21 protein-coding genes are annotated in these 20,576 nt (G+C 52.6%); 8 read left to right on the plus strand and 13 right to left on the minus strand.

What is annotated here, in order from left to right; all coding sequences use genetic code 11:
- Positions 1 to 23: 23 nt before the first annotated feature.
- From AAGA79_RS04930 to AAGA79_RS04945, 4 genes are all read right to left on the minus strand, one after another.
- Positions 24 to 1,127, minus strand: a complete 1,104-nt coding sequence (locus AAGA79_RS04930; protein ID WP_411827664.1) for an Lrp/AsnC family transcriptional regulator — start codon at positions 1,125 to 1,127, stop codon at positions 24 to 26.
- A gap of 101 nt (positions 1,128 to 1,228) precedes the next feature.
- Complete coding sequence (locus tag AAGA79_RS04935; RefSeq protein ID WP_411827665.1) at positions 1,229 to 2,539, minus strand: CCA tRNA nucleotidyltransferase; 1,311 nt, start codon at positions 2,537 to 2,539, stop codon at positions 1,229 to 1,231.
- A gap of 55 nt (positions 2,540 to 2,594) precedes the next feature.
- A complete protein-coding gene (locus tag AAGA79_RS04940) occupies positions 2,595 to 3,332 on the minus strand; it encodes an N-acetylmuramoyl-L-alanine amidase (protein ID WP_411827666.1) in 738 nt (245 codons plus the stop codon).
- An 83-nt stretch (positions 3,333 to 3,415) separates the two neighbouring features.
- Positions 3,416 to 4,429, minus strand: a complete 1,014-nt coding sequence (locus AAGA79_RS04945) for an aminopeptidase (protein ID WP_411827667.1) — start codon at positions 4,427 to 4,429, stop codon at positions 3,416 to 3,418.
- Positions 4,430 to 4,480: 51 nt separating this feature from the next.
- Here AAGA79_RS04945 and AAGA79_RS04950 point away from each other — a divergent pair, with 51 nt between their 5' ends.
- Complete coding sequence (locus AAGA79_RS04950; RefSeq protein ID WP_411827668.1) at positions 4,481 to 5,380, plus strand: class I SAM-dependent rRNA methyltransferase; 900 nt, start codon at positions 4,481 to 4,483, stop codon at positions 5,378 to 5,380.
- Positions 5,381 to 5,387: 7 nt separating this feature from the next.
- Here AAGA79_RS04950 and AAGA79_RS04955 read toward each other — a convergent pair whose 3' ends face one another.
- Entirely contained in the window at positions 5,388 to 5,546 is a 159-nt protein-coding gene (locus AAGA79_RS04955; RefSeq protein WP_411827669.1) for a DUF1328 domain-containing protein, read from the minus strand.
- A 15-nt stretch (positions 5,547 to 5,561) separates the two neighbouring features.
- Positions 5,562 to 6,089, minus strand: coding sequence for a DUF892 family protein (locus AAGA79_RS04960; protein WP_411827670.1), 528 nt, complete (start codon positions 6,087 to 6,089; stop codon positions 5,562 to 5,564).
- Positions 6,090 to 6,288: 199 nt separating this feature from the next.
- On the opposite strand from AAGA79_RS04960, the gene AAGA79_RS04965 reads away from it, so the two are divergent.
- The 3 genes from AAGA79_RS04965 to AAGA79_RS04975 are packed head-to-tail and all read left to right on the plus strand — an operon-like array spanning position 6,289 to position 10,915.
- A complete protein-coding gene (locus AAGA79_RS04965) occupies positions 6,289 to 8,427 on the plus strand; it encodes an ATP-binding protein (protein WP_411827671.1) in 2,139 nt (712 codons plus the stop codon).
- Between the two features lie 6 nt (positions 8,428 to 8,433).
- Complete coding sequence (locus AAGA79_RS04970; protein WP_411827672.1) at positions 8,434 to 9,555, plus strand: response regulator; 1,122 nt, start codon at positions 8,434 to 8,436, stop codon at positions 9,553 to 9,555.
- Between the two features lie 10 nt (positions 9,556 to 9,565).
- The gene (locus tag AAGA79_RS04975) at positions 9,566 to 10,915 is read left to right on the plus strand and encodes a sigma-54-dependent transcriptional regulator (protein WP_411827673.1); all 1,350 of its coding nucleotides are present in this window, start codon (positions 9,566 to 9,568) and stop codon (positions 10,913 to 10,915) included.
- 59 nt (positions 10,916 to 10,974) lie between these two features.
- Here AAGA79_RS04975 and nuoK read toward each other — a convergent pair whose 3' ends face one another.
- The 5 genes from nuoK to AAGA79_RS05000 are packed head-to-tail and all read right to left on the minus strand — an operon-like array spanning position 10,975 to position 15,584.
- On the minus strand, positions 10,975 to 11,295 hold the full coding sequence (nuoK, locus tag AAGA79_RS04980; RefSeq protein WP_411827674.1) for an NADH-quinone oxidoreductase subunit NuoK: 321 nt from the start codon (positions 11,293 to 11,295) through the stop codon (positions 10,975 to 10,977).
- A 36-nt stretch (positions 11,296 to 11,331) separates the two neighbouring features.
- Positions 11,332 to 11,904, minus strand: a complete 573-nt coding sequence (locus tag AAGA79_RS04985; RefSeq protein WP_411827675.1) for an NADH-quinone oxidoreductase subunit J — start codon at positions 11,902 to 11,904, stop codon at positions 11,332 to 11,334.
- Positions 11,905 to 11,941: 37 nt separating this feature from the next.
- Complete coding sequence (locus AAGA79_RS04990) at positions 11,942 to 12,508, minus strand: 4Fe-4S binding protein (protein WP_411827676.1); 567 nt, start codon at positions 12,506 to 12,508, stop codon at positions 11,942 to 11,944.
- Positions 12,509 to 12,531: 23 nt separating this feature from the next.
- Positions 12,532 to 13,791 (minus strand): complex I subunit 1/NuoH family protein, encoded by a 1,260-nt coding sequence (locus tag AAGA79_RS04995; RefSeq protein WP_411827677.1) that lies wholly within the window; start codon positions 13,789 to 13,791, stop codon positions 12,532 to 12,534.
- A 35-nt stretch (positions 13,792 to 13,826) separates the two neighbouring features.
- Positions 13,827 to 15,584 (minus strand): molybdopterin-dependent oxidoreductase, encoded by a 1,758-nt coding sequence (locus AAGA79_RS05000; protein WP_411827678.1) that lies wholly within the window; start codon positions 15,582 to 15,584, stop codon positions 13,827 to 13,829.
- Positions 15,585 to 15,758: 174 nt separating this feature from the next.
- Between AAGA79_RS05000 and AAGA79_RS05005 the strand changes: the two genes are divergently transcribed.
- Together AAGA79_RS05005 and AAGA79_RS05010 are read left to right on the plus strand one after the other, a co-directional pair.
- Positions 15,759 to 16,706, plus strand: a complete 948-nt coding sequence (locus tag AAGA79_RS05005; protein WP_411827679.1) for a YHYH protein — start codon at positions 15,759 to 15,761, stop codon at positions 16,704 to 16,706.
- Between the two features lie 162 nt (positions 16,707 to 16,868).
- A complete protein-coding gene (locus tag AAGA79_RS05010) occupies positions 16,869 to 17,351 on the plus strand; it encodes a hypothetical protein (protein WP_411827680.1) in 483 nt (160 codons plus the stop codon).
- A 79-nt stretch (positions 17,352 to 17,430) separates the two neighbouring features.
- Here the strand turns inward: AAGA79_RS05010 and AAGA79_RS05015 are convergent, their stop codons facing one another.
- Together AAGA79_RS05015 and AAGA79_RS05020 are read right to left on the minus strand one after the other, a co-directional pair.
- Entirely contained in the window at positions 17,431 to 18,330 is a 900-nt protein-coding gene (locus AAGA79_RS05015; RefSeq protein WP_411827681.1) for a ParB/RepB/Spo0J family partition protein, read from the minus strand.
- A 139-nt stretch (positions 18,331 to 18,469) separates the two neighbouring features.
- A complete protein-coding gene (locus AAGA79_RS05020) occupies positions 18,470 to 19,393 on the minus strand; it encodes a type I phosphomannose isomerase catalytic subunit (RefSeq protein ID WP_411827682.1) in 924 nt (307 codons plus the stop codon).
- An 85-nt stretch (positions 19,394 to 19,478) separates the two neighbouring features.
- Here AAGA79_RS05020 and AAGA79_RS05025 point away from each other — a divergent pair, with 85 nt between their 5' ends.
- Both AAGA79_RS05025 and AAGA79_RS05030 read left to right on the plus strand, forming a co-directional pair.
- Entirely contained in the window at positions 19,479 to 19,880 is a 402-nt protein-coding gene (locus AAGA79_RS05025; RefSeq protein ID WP_411827683.1) for a thiol-disulfide oxidoreductase DCC family protein, read from the plus strand.
- Positions 19,881 to 19,938: 58 nt separating this feature from the next.
- The gene (locus AAGA79_RS05030) at positions 19,939 to 20,565 is read left to right on the plus strand and encodes a hypothetical protein (RefSeq protein WP_411827684.1); all 627 of its coding nucleotides are present in this window, start codon (positions 19,939 to 19,941) and stop codon (positions 20,563 to 20,565) included.
- The last annotated feature ends 11 nt before the right edge of the window (positions 20,566 to 20,576 follow it).

The following is a 20,576-nucleotide window of genomic DNA, read 5'->3' on the forward strand; positions in this document are numbered from 1 at the left end:
GGTCACTGTTTGACTGGGTCTGTTCAGGCGTATTTTTCGTGGAACTCTTTGTAGACCTTCGGTGAAATTTCCGATGGCTTGATTTCCGAGCGACCGCCCCAGAATACGTTCGTGTAGGAGACCGGAATGCCGGCTTCCTTGAGATGTTTGTCGATGGCTGCCTTGTGCTCGAGAACCTTTGGTTTCTCTGTGCCGTGCATCACGCCCATGATGTTGACGTCTCCGAACTGCGGGCCACCTTCGCGCCAGTAGGCGTGGGTCATGCAGTAATGGCGGCCGACTTCACCACCGGCTTCCATTTCACGGCCTTTCGGCACCGCCCAATGGAAGAGACCATTGAAGCGGGTGACGCGTTCGCCGGTGCTGGAAGGTTTCACGTGCTCGAGGAAGGTGGAGAAGCGGCCAACAACTTTCTTATCGTTGAGCGATTCTGCAACCTCGCAGAAGCGGTCGAGGGAGACTCCCGCGTTTTCCGCACGTTTGTCCCATGGATTCGCGCAGATTTCATCTACCGTGAGCTCTTCCTTTAACTCCAGAAGGATTGTCCATTCTTCGTCAGTAAGATCGGCCGGGACTGTGGTCATCATCACTGCCGGTTCCGGGGATTTTTCGCCCGGAAGCATGGTTTTGCGGCGGACATGACCTACTCCGAGCGCGAAAACGCCATTGGCCGGCATGAGAAGGTATTCGGTGGCGCCGGTGAGTTCGAGAAGCTTGGTGGCGTGGAAATCAAGTGATTCGCCAACCGGGACCTTGAGTGTGGTCCATAGACGGTAATCGGATCCGGAGACTTCACGGTCGGTGGAGCGGATGACGACGTGGCCTGAAAATGGATCATCCTTCGCCATGAAATCGAAGGTGGCGTTGAGTTTCTCCTCAGGGACCTTCCAGGCAACGAGTGCTCCGTGGGCAAGCTTGGTGGCTAGCATGGTCTGGCGGACGCGGCGGATGATGCCGGACTCCAGCATGGCGCGGATCCGCTCTATAACCGTCTCAAGCGGAACTCCTGATTTCTCGGCGATGAGTTGGAACGGCTCGCGTTGGAAGCCTGAGATGAGGTCTTCGGAAACGGCGAGGATTTTTGCGTTGGTAGGATCTGATACGGATGTGGGGATCTCTGAGGTCATTGTCGTGATGATATGCGGGGATTTTCCAAGGTCCAAGCTAGATTGGTATTTGCGGAGATTTTCGGAAGAAGTGCAAAGTCGCGGGGTGGTCGGCTTTCTTGTCAGTCCAGGATTTTTTCGAGGTAGGCCAAGGCCTCTTCCCGAGTATTGAGGCGTTTTTCGAGCTGCTCGGTTTGGATTTCATCAAGAATCTCTTTAAACCGAGGGCTTGGCGGAACTCCTTTTTTTATGAGGTCGTGCCCGCTGACGAGAGGAGGCGGGATGAGAGGTTCACGGGCGAATTCCTCCGCCTTTCCATTGAGGAAGGTGTAATTGTCGGTAAATCCGTTCGATGAAGCGCAATCGACTCGGTGAAGTTCCATTTCCTGATCAAATGTGGGAACAGACATGAAGCGTTTTAGTTTTGCCTCCCGCATTTGCTGGACGTTCATGAACTGCATGTGGCGGGAAACCATGTGGGCGGCATCGCGGATGACCACATTGGGGTATTTCAGACGGGAGAGAATTTCTTCCGCCATTTCCGCTCCGAGCGAGTCGTGACCGTTGAATCGTATGCGTCCGTCCGGATCCACTGTCTGGGTGGGTGGTTTCGCGATATCGTGGAGCAATGTGGCAAGGCAAAGGGTGAGCGAGGCATCCGGATCGAGCATTTCCAGCATGATGCAGGTGTGCGTGTAGACATCGCCCTCGGGGTGCCATTGGGGAGGTTGCTCGCAACCGATAAGGGGAATAGCTTCAGGGAGAAAATATTGGATAAGACCCGTTTCGACCAGTAGTTCGATGCCGAAGCGGCGGTTCGGATGGGTAATGATTTTGGAAAACTCGTCACGGATACGTTCCATGGAAATTTTGCCGAGGAGATGGCTGTTTCCGCGGATGGCGGCAAGGGTCTCCGATTCCAGCGGGAAGCCGAGGGTGGTGGAGAAACGCACCGCGCGGAGGAGGCGGAGGGCATCTTCCTGAAAGCGGGAAGCGGGGTTGCCGATGGCACGGAGAGTTCTCGTTTCAAGATCCGGAAGGCCGTTCACGTAGTCAATGACTTCACCGGATTCGGGGTCCTCGAAAAGACCATTTATAGTGAAATCCCTACGCTGCGCGTCATTTTCCGGGGTCGAAAATGTGACGGAATCCGGTCGGCGGCCATCCTTGTAGGAGCCATCTGTCCGGAATGTTGCGATCTCAATGTAATATCCCTCGTGTTTTGTGATGATGACTCCGAAATGGGCGCCCACTTCATTTGAACGTGGGAACAGTTTGAGAATTTCCGCCGGGGTGGCGGAGGTAGCTATATCATAGTCTTTCGGCTCCAGTCCTAGGAGTTTGTCGCGCACGCAGCCGCCTGCGAAATAGGCGATGTGCCCGGCATTTCCAAGGAGACGGGCAAGATGCTTGGCGGCAATGCGCTGGGACATTCTGGAGCTTGGGTGATGATGTGGGGTCGCTGTCGATCAACGGCCCGAAGCTGGATCATGAACCGGCCGGATCCGTTGGACGGCTTGGCGGAGCCTTGATGAATGCCGGGCGTGGACCGGTTCCTGCATCTCCGTTCGCGGCTTGGGCACGGATGGCTCCAGCAATGGCTTTGGCAAGTTTTGCACGGTGGGAAGCGGAATTGATTTGAGCGGCTTCGGCCGGATTGCTCATGTATCCGCCTTCGAGGAGGACGCACGGAATGGATGGATTCCGGGTGAGGCGCAGGCGGCGGCGGACTTGGCCGGCGTTTGAGCTATATGGCGCTACAGATTTCATTGCCTGCTGGCAGCGTGTGGCGAGGCCGTGTGAATCGACGCGCCACCAATAGGTTTCCGGGCCACGGCGGGAAGTGGAGCCGGCATTGAAGTGGAGGCTCACGAGGATGGCATCGGGATACTTGTTCGCGAAGACGACCCGGTCATCGAGATCTATGAATCGATCGTCGGAACGCATCATGACTGTCCGGAAGGTTCCGCTGAGCTCTGACTGGAGGCGCTTCGCGAGATCCAGATTGGCTGCCTTTTCAGTCTGGCCGGAGTAGCGGCTTACCGCACCGGAATCCTTACCTCCGTGGCCGGCGTCAATAATAACAGTGCTGAAGCCTTTCGGGCCGGGGCGGTCTCCCCAGTAATCCGCTCCCAGGTTAGCAGATGAGCCGGACGGTGAGGGTCCGCTGACTGGTGAACAGGCCGGGAGTATGGCGAGAATTGCAAGGAATGGCAGGAAGCGCATGGATGTTCCTAACTGGTGAAAATTGATTTTGAAAGGAATCTAAGCGCTCTGCGTGCAATTTTTCAGCATGGAACAAAGAACTGCTAGGAGCGGTTTTCTGGGAGGTTCTCAACTTTCCTGAAGAAGGTTTCGAAGTCGCCGTTGGAGTCCTCGAGCAGTTTCTTGAATTTCGATATATCTCGGTTGTAGGTGACTAGAGCGAGTAGGTGCGCGTTGGTAAGATCCTGTTTCAGCCAGTCTTCAAGGGGTTTCCCGCCCCAGCGTTTTTGAAGGTCGCGGGCGCGGGTTTTGAGTTTTCCGAGAATGTGCTGTTTCTGCTTCCGCATCGCTACCGGTGGGAGATCAGAGGCGTATAATTTTGTTAGTTGGGCGCGGGTGATGTCGATCTGATCGTAGAACTCGCGACGGCGGATGAGACGTTGCTCGTAATCGGCGAGTGCATCGTGGCGATTTCTGGATTTCAGCCAGCGGCGGATTCCTTCTTCTGCGACGGTATTGGCAAGGGATTCGTTGAAGGTGGTATCGTCATCGACGAAGATACGGCGATGGGTGAGCTCGTGGAAGATGGTCTCCGCGAAGTCGATTTCCGGATAGTCGATAAAGGTGTTGAGCAGCGGATCATGGAAGACGCCAAGCGTGGAGTAGGCATCCGTGCCGCCGAGGTGGACTTCGAGATTTTCTTTGCTGCGGAGCTTGTCCGCATAAGCTTCGGCGTCAGTTTCACTAAAATAGCCTCGATAATCGAGCTCTCCTACGAAGAGGTAGTTCCAAGTTTTTGGCTCCAGGGAAAATTCGGGAGCGGCGTGGAGGACGAATACGACGTGGTCACGCTTGAGATCGGCATAACGGTGGTAGGCGGAGTGCCCGGGGAGAGCCAATTCCCTGGTGGCAAAAGTGCAAATTTCCTCTGCGAGAATCAGTTTCCTGCGGAGTGATTCATCGGAATCTGCGGAAGCGATGATTTCCTTGTTGGGCTTAGACTTGGTAAGGATTTCGAGCTGGCCGGAGGCTCCCTGGGAATAGAAGTGCAGCGTTTCGCAGCCTGAGGTGAAAAGTATCAGAAGTAGAGTCAGGCAGCGCATTTCAAGGGCTACCATATGTCGGTGGTGACGTAGCGCAAGGAAGTGATGGACTGCGGGAGGCGAAGTGTGGATTGTTTTTCCGTGATCGGAAATTTGCTGGATGAGGCTGTGCGGAAGCGGGATGAAATTCTCCGGGAGGAGACTAGTGCCTTGCGATTGGTGGATGGAGCCGGAGATGGGGTATTGGGTTTCGCTTTGGAGGAGTTTGCCGGAAAGTGGCTGGCAATGACTCCCGGCGGAGAGATCCAAACGGAAATCAAGGATTGGCTGAAAGCTAGCGGTAGAAGCGTTTATTGGAAAAGATTGGACCAACACCAGAAGGATTCTCCGATGCACCTGTATGGACCGGCGGTGAATGGGGCGTTCCCGGTTCTTGAGAACGGGCTCCGCTACGAGGTGTCGTTCGAAAGCGGGTATTCCCAAGGGATATTTCTCGATCAGCGGTTGAACCGCGCAGAAGTGGGCGAGAGGGCAGAGAAGGGGAAAAAGGTTCTGAACCTTTTCTCATATACAGGTGGCTTTTCCGTGGCCGCCGCATTGGGAGGTGCGGAGACGACTACGCTGGACCTGTCTGCTGTCTATTTGGAATGGGCCAAAAGGAACTTCGAGCTGAATGGATTGGATCCCTCCGAACATCATTTCTGCAAAGGGGACGCATTTCATTGGCTCAAAAGGTTCGCCCGCCAAGGAAGGCGTTTCGACGGCATCGTAATTGATCCCCCAACGTTTTCCCGAGACGAAAAAGGAAAGGTTTTCCGGGTGGAGAGAGACTTTGGAGAACTTGCCACACTCGCGGCCAAAGTTCTCAATCGTGACGGGTGGATGCTGTGCTGCACCAATTACCGAAAAATCAGCCTGCCCGATTTTATGAGGATGGTTTCCCAGCCGCGGATGGAATGCAGCGGCAGGGACATGCCAATGGATTTCCCGGAAGAGGATTATCTGAAGTCTGTTTGGGTTGAGTAGCCTGAACTCATGTTCTTCTGCCGCTGAAAAACGACATTAGAGCAATAACAAGGAAGACGACGAAGAGGATCTGAGCGATCCAGGATAACGTTCCCGCCAAGCCAGTGAAGCCGAATATAGCGGCCACTACGGCGATGATGAGGAATATGATGGTGTATTGTAACATTTGAGTTTTTGGGGATCAGATACCTTCTGCGGCTTGCATATTGATTCCTTTGCTAAGCCAAGAGCCGGTGGCAATTTTCGAGAGACATTTGTCCAGATACGAGGATCGGCTCAGCATATCATCGAACATCTCGGCAATATCGCTCTTCTTGAGTTGTCTTGCGATGGATTTGGCGGTGCCGAAACCTGCGATTTCATAGTGGGCAATCCGTTGCGCGGCGGCGATGAGTGCAGCATCTTTAACGGCTCCGGATTCGAATTCCTGCGTGGTATCCTTTGCCTCGCGGAGCAAGCCGGCCATAGCCTCGCATTTAATTCCATTTGGGTTGATATCGAGGAGGCTGCATATCTCTTCGAGATCGGCGATATTCTCACGCGCTTTGACGGAGATGCTCTCCATGAGTTCGTGAAGCGCTGAGTTGTCGACAGCGCGATCCATTTTTCCAAGGAAGGCTGAAAACTCCGTTTCAGCATCATAAAGGTCCCTTGATTGCTCCTTCAGTAGGTCGAGTAAAGTGAATGAATTTTTTGAGTTGTCAGGCATGTCCAAATATAAAGTTCTACCATTTTGATGATAGCGTGGCATGTGCCAGTGGAAGTTTGGCTGTGTTCGATCCCTTTGTTTACGGGTGATGAATGGCTGAGCTGTCCCTCCGGTTACATTCAATGTTCCTAATTCTGTTGCACTTTGCAGGTTGCAGAAATACCAATTCAGGTGATCTGCAATGGATCAGCACGATTTTATGAATAAACGATCAAAGAACGGGCAACATTCGGATACGCGGGTTCTTACGATACTGCTGGCGAGTGCTGGCATTATTATTCTGGGCTGCCTGGTGCTGAACGGATTCACCTGGTCGCGCCTGAAGCGAAACACCGACCGCCAAATTTTTGCTTTTGATAGATTGGCCCAATATTCGGCGGTGCTCTCCACTTTGCAGGATATCGAGCTGGGGCAGAGAGGATTTGTGATCAGTGGGAGAGAAAGCCAGCGCGAGCTTTTTGAGGACTCACGTCAGCGGTATGCCAAGGAGTGGGCACAGCTGGTGTTGCTGGAAACAGTAGATGGGCAGCAGCCGGAAGACCTCGCTGAGTTACGCAAGGCTTCCGATGAGTTAGTGAAATCCTCTATCCAGATAGTTTTCCTGAGACAGAAGGAGGGTCATGAGCAGGCGATTATCGAGTTTACCGAGAAGCGTCCCAGGTGGCTGATGCGCACGGTCAGAGATCTCTATAGGGACCGGCAGAAAACCCTGGAACGGGAGATCAGAAAATACAGTGAGGCTTCCGAGAAAGATTTTGGTGCTGGCCTGGCCACTTCCATGGCCATGGGCATGCTGGCGCTGGGAATCGGTGCGATTTCTCTATTCTTGCTAAGAAGAGTGTTCAAGGAGGTGAAGCGCTCCGAGCGGTATGCGCTGAGTATGTTGCGCTCCGAGGAGGAGAGGCGGCAGAAGGATGTTTTCCTCGCGATGATGAGCCACGAGATCCGCACACCTCTCAATGCGATCATTGGCTTCAGCCAGCTGGCGCAGAAGGAGGAAATGAGCGACAAAGGGCAACGTTATGTTGATTCCATCCTCAGTGGTGGCCATTCGCTGCTGCTTCTGATTAATGATATTCTAGACCTGTCAAAACTAGAGGCCGGACGTATGGAACTGAAACAGGAGCCTACGGAATTACGCGAAATGCTAAAATTCATGGAGCGCCTTTTCATGGAAAGCGCCGGGGCCAAGGGTGTCTCCTTTACCTTGGAATATTCTGAAGATCTACCACCGGCCCTGATTCTCGATTCGATACGACTGCGGCAGGTTCTGATGAATCTTATCGGAAATGCGGTGAAATTCACCCAATCCGGTGATGTTCGCGTGAAGGTAGTGGGCGAGCGGGAGCAGGAGAATTCCAGCCAGTGGCAACTACACATCGAAATAATCGATACCGGGCCGGGAATCTGCGATGAAGACTTGATCCATATTTTCGAGCCTTTCTATCAGAGTGAGACCGGCAGAGGCGGAACGGGCCTTGGCTTGAGCATCGTCTATCGATTTGTGAAACTGATGGGAGGGATGATCGATGTAGAGAGCAGGCTGGGTGAGGGGACCAAGTTTATCGTTAAGCTGAATCGATTGGGAGTGAGCGCTCGGATTACCCCGGAAAAAGGGATTTCGGAAACTCCGACGGACTTCAATAATCTGGCTGCCTCAAAAATTCTGGCGGTGGACGACAATGAAACGAACCGCCTGCTGATCACAGAGACCTTCGAGGAAACGCACCACGAGGTGATGACCGCGAACGATGGTGAAATGGCCGTCGAGCTCGTTAAATCGTGGAAGCCGGATCTAGTCCTGATGGATCTGCGGATGCCTGTGAAAGACGGGCCTACTGCTGCCGAGGAAATCAAGTCGAGCGAAGAATATAGCCTGATACCGATTATTGCAGTGACTGCCGGCAGCTTGCCGGGAACAGGCGATTCACCACTGACCGGGGGGTGCTTCGATGGTGCACTACGCAAGCCATTTACAAGGGAGGAAATCTATGAGGCTCTGGCTCTCTTCCTGAAGCCTGCATCAGCTGTGGATGAGGTTCCGGAAGACTCTATGATCCAAGAAGAAGATCAGTTGGTAAGTGAAGAACTTCTGAATGCCTTGGAAACCCTTCTGATTGAGCGGTGGCCGGATGTTAAGGCCGGGATGACGGTATCCGAGGTAACTGAATTCTACGAGGAGCTTGACGCGCTTTCCCGTGATGAAGCGTGCCGGCGTCTTACGCTTTACTCGGGTAAGCTAAAAGGCGCCGTTGAGAGTTTTTCTTTTGGCGAAATGGAGCGAGTATTAAACCGGTTTCCGGATCTGGTCTCGGAGCTCAAGGAATCCCTTCAATAATTTTCAATGCCTCACCGTAGAAATAAAAAGCCTTCAATCCTTATGGTCGATGACCATGAGGAAAATCTCCGCGTATTAGCCTCGATTCTGATGCCGCATGGCTACGATCTTATCCCGGCAAATTGCGGAGCACAGGTATTCGAGCGGCTGAAAAACCGTGTGCCGGATCTGATACTTCTGGATGTGATTCTTCCGGACATCAACGGAGTGGAAATCTGTCGGAAACTGAAGCAGGTAAGCGATTATGTGGATATCCCTGTAGTTTTCCTATCTGCGGCGGATGATAAAGAATTGGTCGTAGAGGCATTGGAAAGTGGGGGAGTGGACTACATCGCGAAGCCGTTCAACCAAGCGGAGCTTCTCACACGCGTGAGGACACACATCGCCTTGAAGCAAGCACGTGACGAACTGGAGCTGCTGGCTGCTGACAAGGATCAGCTGCTGCGGGTGATGGCGCACGATTTCAAAAATCAGATCAGCGGAGTATTGATGAGCTCGAAGCTTCTTTTGGAACGCGAGGAATGCCAGTCACTTCCCGATCGGTCGCTGAAACTTATCAAAAATGTTGCTGAATCCAGTGAGAGAATGATGGGCTTCATGAAGTCATTCCTGGCAAACCAGGGGACTAGCAAGCAGACGATAGATGTAAGGCCGGTGGATGGGGAAGAGATTCTCTCGATGGTAATCGAGAATGTGGAGTCGAGTGCACTGATGAAGCAGACTGAGATTATACGTGGTGAAGGGGTAGTGGGGCGGCGGATTCTTGCTGACGGAAATGCTTGCCGGCAGGTCTTTGAAAACCTTATCGAGAATGCGGTGAAGTTTTGTCCGCGCGGTTCCCGGGTGGAGGTTTCATCGCGTGTGGTAGCAAATAACAGGATTGAGGTGGTGATCGCTGATAACGGCCCTGGATTTACGGTAGAGGATCAGAAAAAAATGTTCCGTAAATATTCCAAGCTAAGCACCAGACCAAGTGGCGGTGAACCAAGCACGGGATTGGGTTTATACATCGTCAAGAGCCTCATGGAAGGAATGGGGGGCGGGATCCGTCTCGAGGGGAAAAAAGAGGGTGCGGCGTTTATTTTGAATTTTCGCGCTCAGGAACTTGCAGAATGCGCGAGCGAGTGAATCAATTGATATGGATATTTTAGTAGTCGATGATGATATGGCGATCCGCGAGGCGGCGGTTCAGCTAATTGAGGATGCCGATCATTATGCGGAGGGTGCGGAAGACTCTGCGCTGGCGATGGATGCGCTGAAGTCCACCAATTTCGATGCGGTTCTTCTAGACCTGTATTTGGCTGCCGAAAACGGGCTGGATGTGCTGGAGAAAATCAAGGCGAAGTATCCGAGGATTTCCGTAGTGATGATCACAGGTATGGGATCGATCCCGGATGCGGTGAAAGCAACCCAGCTGGGGGCATTGGATTTTTTGGAGAAGCCCTTTTCCAGAGAGCAGTTTGCGCTGATTCTGCAAAGGATCAAAAGACATCGTGTCCTTGAGGAAAAAGTTGAGGAGCTCACCGAGGAAATCTCCAATACCCAGCCTACAGCCCGATATACCTCCCGCTCGAAGGTTATGCAGGACTCCCTGGATATTCTTTTTCGTGCGGCGGCCTCTTCCGCATCCATGCTCCTTCTTGGAGAGAGCGGGACTGGTAAAAGCATGGTCGCGAAGGAAATTCACGCGCGGAGCTCACGGAAGAACAAGCCGTTCGTCACTGTGAACTGTCCGGCCTTGAGCAAGGAACTTCTGGAAAGTGAGCTTTTCGGACACGTGAAGGGTGCCTTCACTGGTGCGATCAGGGATACACGGGGAAAGGTGCACGCTGCGAATGGCGGGACACTGTTTCTGGACGAGATTGGAGAGCTTCCAAAGGAACTGCAACCTAAGCTACTGCGCCTTCTGCAAGACTGGGAGTATGAGCGTGTCGGTGAGACGAAAACGCAAACGGCTGACGTCCGCGTCATCGCTGCAACGAACCGGGACCTCGAAGAAGAGGTAAGGAACGGAGAGTTCAGGGAAGATCTTCTTTTCCGATTGAATGTTATTTCAGTGGAACTCCCACCGCTCCGTCAGCGGAGCGAGGATTTGGTGACGTTTGCCGAGAAATTCCTGGAATTTTTCGCTAAGCAATACCGTCGGGATGTGAAGAAATTCAGCAAAAAGGCGATCGAGACCATCCAACGATATCCGTGGCCGGGAAATCTTCGTGAGATGAGAAACGCCATCGAACGAGCCGTGATCCTGGTTCGTGGAGACGAAATCGAGCCGGAGGACTTACCTAATTCCAACGTCAAGATAGCCGGGAAGAACGAAGAAGCCGACGGGCCATGGATCGGTGGAGAATTTACGATGGATGAGATTGAGCAGCACCACATGGAAAGGGTATTGGAAACCACATCCACACTTTCACGCGCTGCCGAGATCCTCGGCATAAACGAGGCCACACTTTACCGTAAGCGGAAGCGCCTTGGTATGAAGTAGTGAGCGTTTCGGTTGGCTGGTTACAAAGTGAACGAGCCAACTGGGATAAAACCGAAGTCCTATCCTTTCAGGGAAACCAGTTCATCCGTATGGATGGTCTGGCGTGCTCTGTAGAGTGCCACGATGATCGCCAGCCCGACTGCAACCTCGGCGGCTGCTACTGTGATTACGAAAAACACGAGCATTTGGCCGTCGTAGTCAGGAAGGCCATTTTCAGCTACCCTGAACCTGGAGAAGGCAACGAGGGAGAGGTTTGCCGCGCTGAGCATTAGCTCCAGGCACATGAAGACGACGATGATGTTCCGGCGGAGCACTACACCAGCAAGGCCGATGGAGAACAATAGTCCGGATACGAGGAGGTAGTCGTTAAGGGATGGCATAAAATTCAGATTTGAAAGTTCAACGGTTGCTCCGCGTTAGCTGGTCTGGCGCTTGGAAAGAACCACGACACCAACGGTGGATACCAGAAGGAGGACACCGAGAATCTGTAGCGGAAGGTTATACTCGGTGAAAAGCGTATGGCCGATCAAATGGATATCCGGCAGGCTGCCGGTGCTGAGAGCTTCGGTGATTTTTGTCCCTTCTCCAAACTCGCCTGTTGCGGCAACTGCAGCGAGTGTTTCCTTATCTAGAGGAGGTGCTGTCTGGAAGGGAAGTTTATGGGAAAGAACCCCAACAAGTTGAATGAAGAATGCGCCGACCAGAACCAATCCTGCAGCAAGCGGAGCAAAGCTATCAGCCCGTTTCTGCTCATCCTTTAGATCAAGAAGCATGATGATGAAGAGGAACAGCACCATGATCGCGCCGGAGTAGACCAGAATCTGGATCACGCCGACAAAGAAGGCGGAGAGTCCGATGAAGAGTGCAGCCAGGCCCACGAAAGAGGTGACCATGGCAAGTGCGCTAGAGACAGGGTTGCGAAAGGCTATAACAGCACATGCACCAATGAGCATGACGGTTGAAAAGAGCCAGAAAAGATAAGTAGGCATGAATCTGTGAATTCTAAATTTTGAATCTCTGGAGGAGTTACTTCAGCTCGTTCCACTTATTGACGAGCCCGACGCGGACGCCGCCGATTTCGTAGAGCTTGTCCTTATCGTGGACCATGTCTTTGCGATTGGTCCCGGTGATCAGGTAGTCCTTACGGAGATAAATAGCCTGTTCCGGACAAACTTCCTCGCACATGCCGCAGTAGATGCAGCGGATCATATCGATCTCGAATTCCTTCGGGCGTTTCTCAACTTTTGCCCACGGATCATCGCTAGGGATTTCGCCCGGATTGATCTTGATTGCCTTTGGCGGGCAAATGAATTCGCAGAGTTGGCAGGAAACGCAGCGTTCACGGCCTTGCTCATCGGTCACGAGGGTAGGTGCACCCCGGTAATATTCCGGCATGTGGTCATCCCAGCGCTGTTCCGGAAACTGCATGGTCACGCCGAGGCCGGAGGACGCCAGTGATTTTGCACCTGCTGATTTGCCACGCAGCGATTTGATCGCGTGGGTCATGGTGAGGAAGAAGCCTTTGAAGAGAGCTCCGAAGTAGATTTTTTCTCCGGCGTCTAGTTTTGGGCGGGTAAGCTTGATGGTGGGCATTGGAAGAAAGGGAAGGCGGTTGCTTAGGCGCGAAGGACTTTGGAAGGAGGTTCTGAAATTTTGGCTACCCAGACCACAGCTGCGGTAACGGCGACCAAAAGAAGGAAACCTACGCCGATAATAACTGCGGTGAGCTCAGGTGCGGCGATAATCAGTGCTGCCAGGAAAACGTTGATGAGTGCTGCTTCGAAAAAGATGACCCAGCCTAGTTTCATCAGTTGATCGTAGCGGAAACGTGGGACGGTCCAGCGAACGAGAATGAAGAAGAGGATGAAGGCCAGAAGCTTCGTAAGAAATATGCCTACGTGGATGAAGCCGCCGATCTGGAAGTCACCAATGGAGAAGTCCATGATGTATTGATCGAGTGTGAATCCAGCGGACCAGCCACCGAGGAACAGGGTGACAATGAGTGCGGAGCCAATGACCATTGCCGCGTATTCACCCATGAAGAACATAGCGAATTTCATCGAGGAGTATTCGGTATGGTAACCGCCGACAAGTTCGGTCTCACACTCCGGAAGGTCGAAGGGCATACGGTTGGTTTCAGCGAAGATGGAGATGGTAAAGATGAAGAAGGCGATAATCGCCGGGATCAGGAAGAGTGTTGTCTGGAGACTTGGGAGGGAAAGTTGACCATCTGTCCAGAAAGGGAGTAGGAGCCATCCGTTGTTGGCCTGCTCCATTACGATATTGTTGAGATTCAGGTCTCCGTAGAAAAGGAGAACCGGGACGACGGAGAGGCCAAGGCAGATTTCATATGAAATCATCTGGGCTGTGGAACGAACTCCGCCGATGAACGGGAATTTCGAGTTCGATGCCCATCCCGCGATGGTGATTCCGTAAACTGTAAGCGAGGAGATGGCGAAAACGAAGAGTGGGCCGACATCAATATCCGCGATCACGAGTTTCTCGGTGCGCCCGAAGAGAGTGACATCCGGGCCGAAGGGAACCACGCAGACGGTGATTAGAGCCGGGACAACCGTTAGGGCTGGTGCCAGCCAGTAGAAGCCTTTGCGGACATGTTCAGGGGTGAAATCTTCCTTGAGGAAGAGCTTTAGACCATCGGCGATCGGCTGAATAAGCCCAAAGAAGTGAAAGTCTTTCTTGAAGCCGAGAAGCGTCAAAGGGATGCCGACCCGGTTTGGACCAACACGGTCCTGGATGATCGCCGAGAAGCGCCGTTCGAAGTAAACGGAAAGCGGAACGAGCGGAAGCACGGTCAGGAAGGTGAAGCCGACGATCTTAAGGATGATGATCGATATGTTGAGGATAATTTCCTGCATATTTTCTATGAGTAAAAGGTGGGGAAATAGAGTATCTAACCGTTGATGAGGCCGGCGGCGGCACGCGCGCGCTCATTTTCGAGGAGTGGGATTTTGTAATCGGTCTCTGTAATAACCGTGCCCTGATCTCCGATTTTGGAAAGTGAGAGACCATCGAATGCAGGAACGCTTTCCGCGATAGCTTTGAAAATTTCTTCAATCATGAAGATTTCGGCTTTTTCACCTGTGAAAGCAGCGACCAGATCCCGGAGGATTTCCCAATCGTCGTGGGCTTGGCCGAGAGGCTCGATCGCGCGGTTCAGACGTTGGAGGCGACCGGTGAGGTTGACCATTGATCCGCGTTTCTCTGCGAAGGACGCTCCCGGAAGAACGATATCCGCGTGATTGGCGGTCGGGTTGGCCAAGATGGTGGTTTGGAGAAGGAAATCGAGTTTCTCAAGATCATCGGCAGTGAATTCCGCATCGGTGATGAGATCTTCTCCAAAAACCAGTAGTGCTTTGATTTCACCGTTTTGAACGGATTTGCGGATCGAGGCTAGCTGGTCGTATGGATCGATTGTGTCGAGAACCAGTTTCGCACCTGTCGTGTTAGGATTGCGATCCGCGGCGATGAGTAATTCGTCTGCTTCGCCTTTTCTCGGAACCAGGGTCAGGTTTGGTGTTCCGATAGAACGTTTAAGTTCTTTTAGGATGATCAGTTCCTCATTGGTCATGCGGCCGGAACCAATGATGGCAATTTGGGCGGGAGAGAAATCCTTGAGGCGTGCCGCGCTGCCGGCGATCGCCTCGCTCCATGAGATGGGGAGGTGTTTCCCGTTTTCTCTGACCAAAGGTTCGGTAAGGCGGGTATCACTATCGATGTAATGGAAATTCAGACGGTGGGAATCCGGCATCCAGTTTGAGTTCACATCGTCATTCTGACGCGGTGTGATACGATGCACTGTATTTCCACGGGTGTGGATAATGATGTTGGCGCCAGTGCCGCAGTTTACATCGATAGATGGAGTTTCCTTCAGGAACCATACACGCATCTGGAAGCGGAAATCGTTGGAGGTAAGAGCTCCAACAGGGCAAATATCGGCTGTATTGAGAGAGTAATTCGAATCCAGTTGGCGATCCGGATGGACGGTGAGTGTGGTGTGTGTGCCGCGTTGGGTGAAGCCAAGCACGGGATCTCCGGCTACCTCATCCATGAAGCGGATACAACGGGAACACATGATGCAGCGTTCGTCATCGAGGCGGATGCGTGGACCAATATCGACGTTTTTCGGCTTTTTGACTTTCATGTCGACAAAGCGTGAAACTCCGCGACCATATCCAACGGATTGCTCCTGTAGGCGGCACTCTCCGGCTTGGTCACAAATCGGGCAATCCAGCGGGTGATTTATGAGGAGAAATTCCATAACTCCCTCGCGGCATTTTTCCACAAGCTCACCGGTTGTGCGGATTCCCATGTTTTCAGCGATTGTATTGGCGCATGAAATGGCAGGGCGTGGCATCCAGCCGATGGCCTGATAGCCGTCTTCCTCGTAAACAGGGTCTTGTCCGGGTGCGGGACGTGGCGGCATACCCATCTGGATGAGGCACATGCGGCAGTTACCCGGGACAGTGAGCTTCGGGTGGTAGCAGTAGTAGGGAACTTCCGATTTCACCTGACGGCAGGCTTCGATCATGCGTGTGCCTTTCGGGAACATATGCCAGACGCCATCGATCTGGACGTTCACCATGCCTTTTTCAGCAGCGATGTCTTTAGGTAGCTTGAGTTCCGCAGTGGCCGAGTTCGAGTCGCTCATGGTCAAAAATAAGAGGGCAATTTCGTGGCACTAGTGCCTGCCGGAACTATGTGGGGCTGCTGGCGTGGCGGCAAGTGTGCTTTGTGAAATTTTTCACAAGGTCCGATTGTTAAGAATCAGTAAAATAGAGCGACTGCGTGCAACTTTCCCCGGAAGGGGTGGTTTGTGATGGCAATGAACCCGAAACTTTTACTCCGAACGTTTTCCAATCCGCTTGTTATTTCGCTTTTCTCGGTCTCGCCACTACTTGGGCATGAGAAGTTCCATGTTCCGGCGGAGGACACTGCTGAAACCGAGGAGATTGTTGGAAAAAGTGAGGTTGAGATAACTGTGGAAGGGGATAAAAGAGTGATCGTGGCAAATGGTCTGCCGGATCATCTACCGGGTTCGTTTCCCAATCGGAGGAATCCGCATACGATCACTTCGCAGAAATACCGCTTTGAGATTCCGCTGAACCCTGTGAAGCTGGAATCACCGAAGCCGCATGGGAGGACGATCGTGGGAGTTGGGTTGAATGGTGTGGTTTTCGATCCAGGAACAGCTGAGACCTGGAATGGTGATCGGACCTGGATCTATGAAGCCCTGACGAGTAAGGAGGATCTTGGGCTGGATTACAGCCATGCTCATGTCCAGCCGTCCGGAGCCTATCATTATCACAGTGTACCAAACGGTCTTTATGAGAAGCTAGGGGTCAGCACCGAAAGAATGACGCTAATTGGCTGGGCGGCTGATGGTTTTCCGATTTACGCGGGTTTTGGTTACAGCGATGCAGCGGATGAAAAATCCCCGGTTAAAGTTCTGAAATCAGGGTACAAGCTGAGAAAGGCGGAGCGACCGGGTGAACCGGATGGGCCGGGAGGCGAGATGGATGGAAGCTTTGCCAGCGACTATGAGTGGAGCGAGGAGCAAGGGGATCTGGACATGTGCAACGGGCGTGAGGGAGTGACTCCGGAATTTCCCGAAGGAACTTACTATTACGTGGTTACCGAGGACTTTCCGTTTATTCCCAGATTCTTTGCAGGGGAGCCGAGTTCCGATTTCGAGAAGAAAGGCCAGGGCGGCGGTGGAAGAAATGGCAGAAGGCAAGGGATGGGAGGCTCTGTTGGTCCAAGGGGGCGTTGAGAAAGTCGAGGCCGGTTGCCTCCGGATGTTCCTGTAGCTCAATATGTGGGTTGCATTTTGCAAGTTGCATGATCAGAGGGACCCGAGGGCGATCACCAATCCCGTAGAATATGAATTTCCGGCCAAAAAGGCCGTGGCACGAAACGAGCAATTAAGAAAAATATGAAGACAATACAAAATTCCCCGAAAGAAGGTTCGACAGGAGGGTTAGGTGTTTTCCTTTCCTCCATCCTCGCAGTGATACTTTTCACTGTCTTCGCGGCATCCGCCTCAGCAGATATACCTGACCGGAACCGCGTGCAGCTGGATGGCATGTATAAGGTGGAATCCAGCACCGATCCGATTTTTCCGATGGCGCCAAGAGCAGAATGGTTTCTGGATTTCGGAAACTCCATGCAACAAGGCGAGACCAGTGGGAAAGTAGCTATCTCACTGAGGGAAAATCCTGATGTGAAAGTTAAAATCCTCGTCTGGCAGTATTACCCCGACCGCAACGTGCTGGTGATCGGCACTCCGGCTGCAGATGGTTCCGGTCGTGCTGTTCCACGCGGAATTTGGACTGTTACAGCAAATTCCTCACAGCTGGGTCTCTACCGTGAAGACGTGAGCGTGGTGATGAACCAAGCCGGTCCAAATGATTACTAAGGTAGCGATTTTTTGATAATCCCTCGCGATTGCGGGGGATTTTTTTTGTCTCGGGATGAGCCTGTGATGGATGGAAAGACTAGAGAGTGGTGCTCGGAAGCTTGAGTAGATCCAGAAGCCTCTCGAGATCATCGTTACCGTAATATTCGATTTCGATTTTGCCTTTCTTTACGCCGTGATTGATGGCGACGTGAGTGGCCAGATGCTCCTGAAGGCGTTTTGTGATCTCTCTGACATGAATGTCCACTTCGCGCGGCGCTGCTTTTTTGGAGTCTGCTTCCCCGGAAGGATTTGCCAAGAGGGACTGGGTGAGTTTTTCGGCTGCACGGACGGTCATTTTCCGACGGATGATTTGATCCGCGGCGAGTTTTTGCTTATCCGTGTCTTTCAGGGCCAGGATAGCTTTTGCGTGGCCGACTGTGATTAGCCTTTGTGCGAGGTTCAGCTGAATGTCTTCGTGAAGATCCAGAAGGCGCATTGCGTTCGCGACGGAAGCGCGGGATTTACCCACGCGGGTTGCGATCTCCTCTTGCTTCAGGGTGAACTCCTTGGCCAGGCGGACGTAGCCGGCTGCTTCCTCAATTGGATTAAGGTCCTCACGCTGAAGGTTCTCGATGAGAGCCATTTCCAGGACGTCCCGGTCGGATGCCTGGCGTTCGATGACCGGGACGGTGGCAAGTCCGAGTTTTTTCGAAGCGCGCCAACGGCGTTCACCTGCAATGAGCTCATATTTCCCGTCAACAAGGCGGGCAATCAGAGGCTGGATAATGCCATGCTGACGGATGGATTCGACAAGATCGTCCAGCGGTGCGTCGGTAAACTGGTTACGTGGCTGGAGCGGTGAGGCTACAACCTGATCAATGGCAATGTCGCGAACGCGCGGTGAATCATCGGTGTAATCGGGTGTTGGGCTGCCAGGGAGTGCCTGGTTTTTCTTGATGAGGGCGCCGAGTCCTTTGCCGAGTGCTGGTTTTGCCATGGGAGAGGGAATGTGAAGGATTGAGGGAAAAAGGGAAAGTAGATTTGACTAAAGAATGGGAAGGGCACGCCGTATTGGACGATGGCGTTTTTTCCAAGGATTTTTGCTACCGAAGTTAAATGGGACGGTATTATCCGATTCAATCGATCGTGATTCGGAGGACCTCAGTGGGTTCGGTGGCTGCCAGGGGATCAGCTCCTTTGGGAAGAAGGAGGGTTTGGCCGGTGGGATGGGTATTGTTGAGCTTACCACTGACCACGGTGATCAGGCAAAAACGGTCCGGAGAGGTGCTATTGATAGTTTCTCCGATGGCCAGACTGTGAAGGGTGGTGGTAAAGTATGGACAGGTTGCCAAGGTATTGCGGTCGGGAATGTCCATTTCCGGCTCAGTATCGTCAAAATCGATGCAGGCAAGGGATTCCTCGACGTGTAATTCACGTGGATTTCCTTCGGCATCGGTGCGGTTCCAATCAAAAACTCGGTAGGTGGTGTCGGAGTTTTGCTGGATTTCGTGGATGAGGAATCCAGCCCCGATAGCGTGCAGGCGGCCGGATTCGATGAAAATAGAATCGCCCCTCTTAGGTATAATCGAGTGGACTTGGTCTGCGACAGTGCCGTCTTTGATGGATTTTTCGAATGTCTCGCGGGAAACACCTTTTTTGAGGCCGACATAAAGTTTGGAACCGGGTTTTGCATCGGCGATGAACCACATTTCAGTTTTCGGTTCGCCGTCGAGGGTTTCCGCGATAGCCGCGGGCGGGTGGACCTGAATTGAAAGGTCAGCAGCGGAGTCGAGGATTTTAATGAGTAGAGGAAAACGGTAGTTCTCGGGTAGATCTGCTCCAAAGATTTCGCTACGGTGGCTACTCCAAAGCTCGTGCAGGGATTTTCCCTCGAAAGGCCCTGATTCCACGATTGATTGGGCGTCTTCCCGGTCGACAATTTCCCAGGCTTCGCCGAAAGGGGTTCTTTCGGAGGGCAGTTGCCGGTTGTAGAAGGTCTCCAATTGCCGGCCACCCCAGATACGTTCCATATAGAGTGGCTTGAATGTAATCGCGAACATGGACGGAATTAAGCATTGTCCGGTCCATGCGTCGAGATCAGGTGATTTCTGTTTGAAAATTCCGCATGGAGGTTAGTTTTCGGTCATGGGTTGGGTGTTATTTTTCGATGGAAGTTGTGGATTCTGCAGCAAATCCATCAGGCGGATCCATAAGCTGGATAAGCGCGGGCAAGTGGATTTCGCGCCGTTGCAGGGTGATTTCTCAAAGCAAAAGAAGTTCGAAAAATACGCGGAAAGAGGAGGTGGAACCCTGGTGCTGCTGCGGGAGGGTGACGGGATTGTTTTCCTGAAAAGTGATGCGGTGGTAGAACTGGGACAAGTCCTGGGTGGAGCTTGGGCTTTTTTGGGAAAGATTCTTTCGCTATTGCCGCGGGGGTTGCGTGACCGGGGGTATGATCTGATAGCGAAGAACAGGTATTTGTTATCCGGGAAGAAGGTCGGGTGCGAGTTGCCGGATGAGGGCCTGAGGGCGCGGATCCGGGACTGAGGCTGGAGCTGACTTACTTTGACCTTTCTTTCCTCTTACGTGTTTCTATAGATGTGATATGAAATTCTCTCTCCGGGTGCCTGTTGTATTGCTATTGTGCGGGGTGTTTTTCGGACAAGCCAAAGGTCAGCAAGGGCAACAAATACCTGGAATGGGTGACTACCTGAAATTCTATACGGAGGAAGAGGGGGTGGTATATACGGACTGGGTGGATAACGCAAAATCCCACATGTATTGGAAAGAGATGACAGCCTTGGGTATGATTCCAGTGAGAAATGAGGGCCGTCTGAGAGGTGGGGTATCCGAGTATCGGAAGGGATTTCGCAATCCTGAAAAGGCGGTGACTACTATGCCACGGATCAGGTGGTATTGTTATACCGGCAAGAGTCAGAAGAGCTTCGACTCAATTTCCGATAATCTCTTTTTGAGAGGTTTTTTCCTGATTTCCGTACAGTCGTTTCAAGATGCGGATGGGGAGCAGCGATATCAGTCGCTGTGGGTAAAGCCGGATGGGGCTTTGAAAAAAGCAACCGAATTGAAGCAGCTAATCGAGTGGGAAAAAATGGAGCAGCTTCATGAGGAACTGAGGAAACGTCATTCGCCTCCGGGCCGCAAAGGAATGGAGGGAATTGATGTTCCTGTGGAAGACCAAGTGGATAAGCCGGAGAAGTTGGAAAAGGGCTGAGATAGCACCGG

The sequence above is a fragment of the Luteolibacter sp. AS25 genome, from assembly GCF_046736275.1.
GTDB lineage: Bacteria > Verrucomicrobiota > Verrucomicrobiia > Verrucomicrobiales > Akkermansiaceae > Luteolibacter.

Excerpts from the sequence above, each read along its gene's own strand:
- nuoK (WP_411827674.1), bottom strand. The coding sequence starts at position 11,295 with ATGCCATCCCTTAACGACTACCTCCTCGTATCCGGACTATTGTTCTCC.
- AAGA79_RS04965 (WP_411827671.1), top strand. The coding sequence starts at position 6,289 with ATGAATAAACGATCAAAGAACGGGCAACATTCGGATACGCGGGTTCTT.
- AAGA79_RS04985 (WP_411827675.1), bottom strand. The coding sequence starts at position 11,904 with ATGCCTACTTATCTTTTCTGGCTCTTTTCAACCGTCATGCTCATTGGT.
- AAGA79_RS04960 (WP_411827670.1), bottom strand. The coding sequence starts at position 6,089 with ATGCCTGACAACTCAAAAAATTCATTCACTTTACTCGACCTACTGAAG.
- AAGA79_RS05000 (WP_411827678.1), bottom strand. The coding sequence starts at position 15,584 with ATGAGCGACTCGAACTCGGCCACTGCGGAACTCAAGCTACCTAAAGAC.
- AAGA79_RS04955 (WP_411827669.1), bottom strand. The coding sequence starts at position 5,546 with ATGTTACAATACACCATCATATTCCTCATCATCGCCGTAGTGGCCGCT.
- AAGA79_RS04940 (WP_411827666.1), bottom strand. The coding sequence starts at position 3,332 with ATGCGCTTCCTGCCATTCCTTGCAATTCTCGCCATACTCCCGGCCTGT.
- AAGA79_RS04995 (WP_411827677.1), bottom strand. The coding sequence starts at position 13,791 with ATGCAGGAAATTATCCTCAACATATCGATCATCATCCTTAAGATCGTC.
- AAGA79_RS05030 (WP_411827684.1), top strand. The coding sequence starts at position 19,939 with ATGAAATTCTCTCTCCGGGTGCCTGTTGTATTGCTATTGTGCGGGGTG.
- AAGA79_RS05010 (WP_411827680.1), top strand. The coding sequence starts at position 16,869 with ATGAAGACAATACAAAATTCCCCGAAAGAAGGTTCGACAGGAGGGTTA.
- AAGA79_RS04970 (WP_411827672.1), top strand. The coding sequence starts at position 8,434 with ATGCCTCACCGTAGAAATAAAAAGCCTTCAATCCTTATGGTCGATGAC.
- AAGA79_RS04930 (WP_411827664.1), bottom strand. The coding sequence starts at position 1,127 with ATGACCTCAGAGATCCCCACATCCGTATCAGATCCTACCAACGCAAAA.
- AAGA79_RS05020 (WP_411827682.1), bottom strand. The coding sequence starts at position 19,393 with ATGTTCGCGATTACATTCAAGCCACTCTATATGGAACGTATCTGGGGT.
- AAGA79_RS04975 (WP_411827673.1), top strand. The coding sequence starts at position 9,566 with ATGGATATTTTAGTAGTCGATGATGATATGGCGATCCGCGAGGCGGCG.
- AAGA79_RS04935 (WP_411827665.1), bottom strand. The coding sequence starts at position 2,539 with ATGTCCCAGCGCATTGCCGCCAAGCATCTTGCCCGTCTCCTTGGAAAT.
- AAGA79_RS05005 (WP_411827679.1), top strand. The coding sequence starts at position 15,759 with ATGAACCCGAAACTTTTACTCCGAACGTTTTCCAATCCGCTTGTTATT.
- AAGA79_RS05015 (WP_411827681.1), bottom strand. The coding sequence starts at position 18,330 with ATGGCAAAACCAGCACTCGGCAAAGGACTCGGCGCCCTCATCAAGAAA.
- AAGA79_RS05025 (WP_411827683.1), top strand. The coding sequence starts at position 19,479 with ATGGGTTGGGTGTTATTTTTCGATGGAAGTTGTGGATTCTGCAGCAAA.
- AAGA79_RS04945 (WP_411827667.1), bottom strand. The coding sequence starts at position 4,429 with ATGGTAGCCCTTGAAATGCGCTGCCTGACTCTACTTCTGATACTTTTC.
- AAGA79_RS04990 (WP_411827676.1), bottom strand. The coding sequence starts at position 12,508 with ATGCCCACCATCAAGCTTACCCGCCCAAAACTAGACGCCGGAGAAAAA.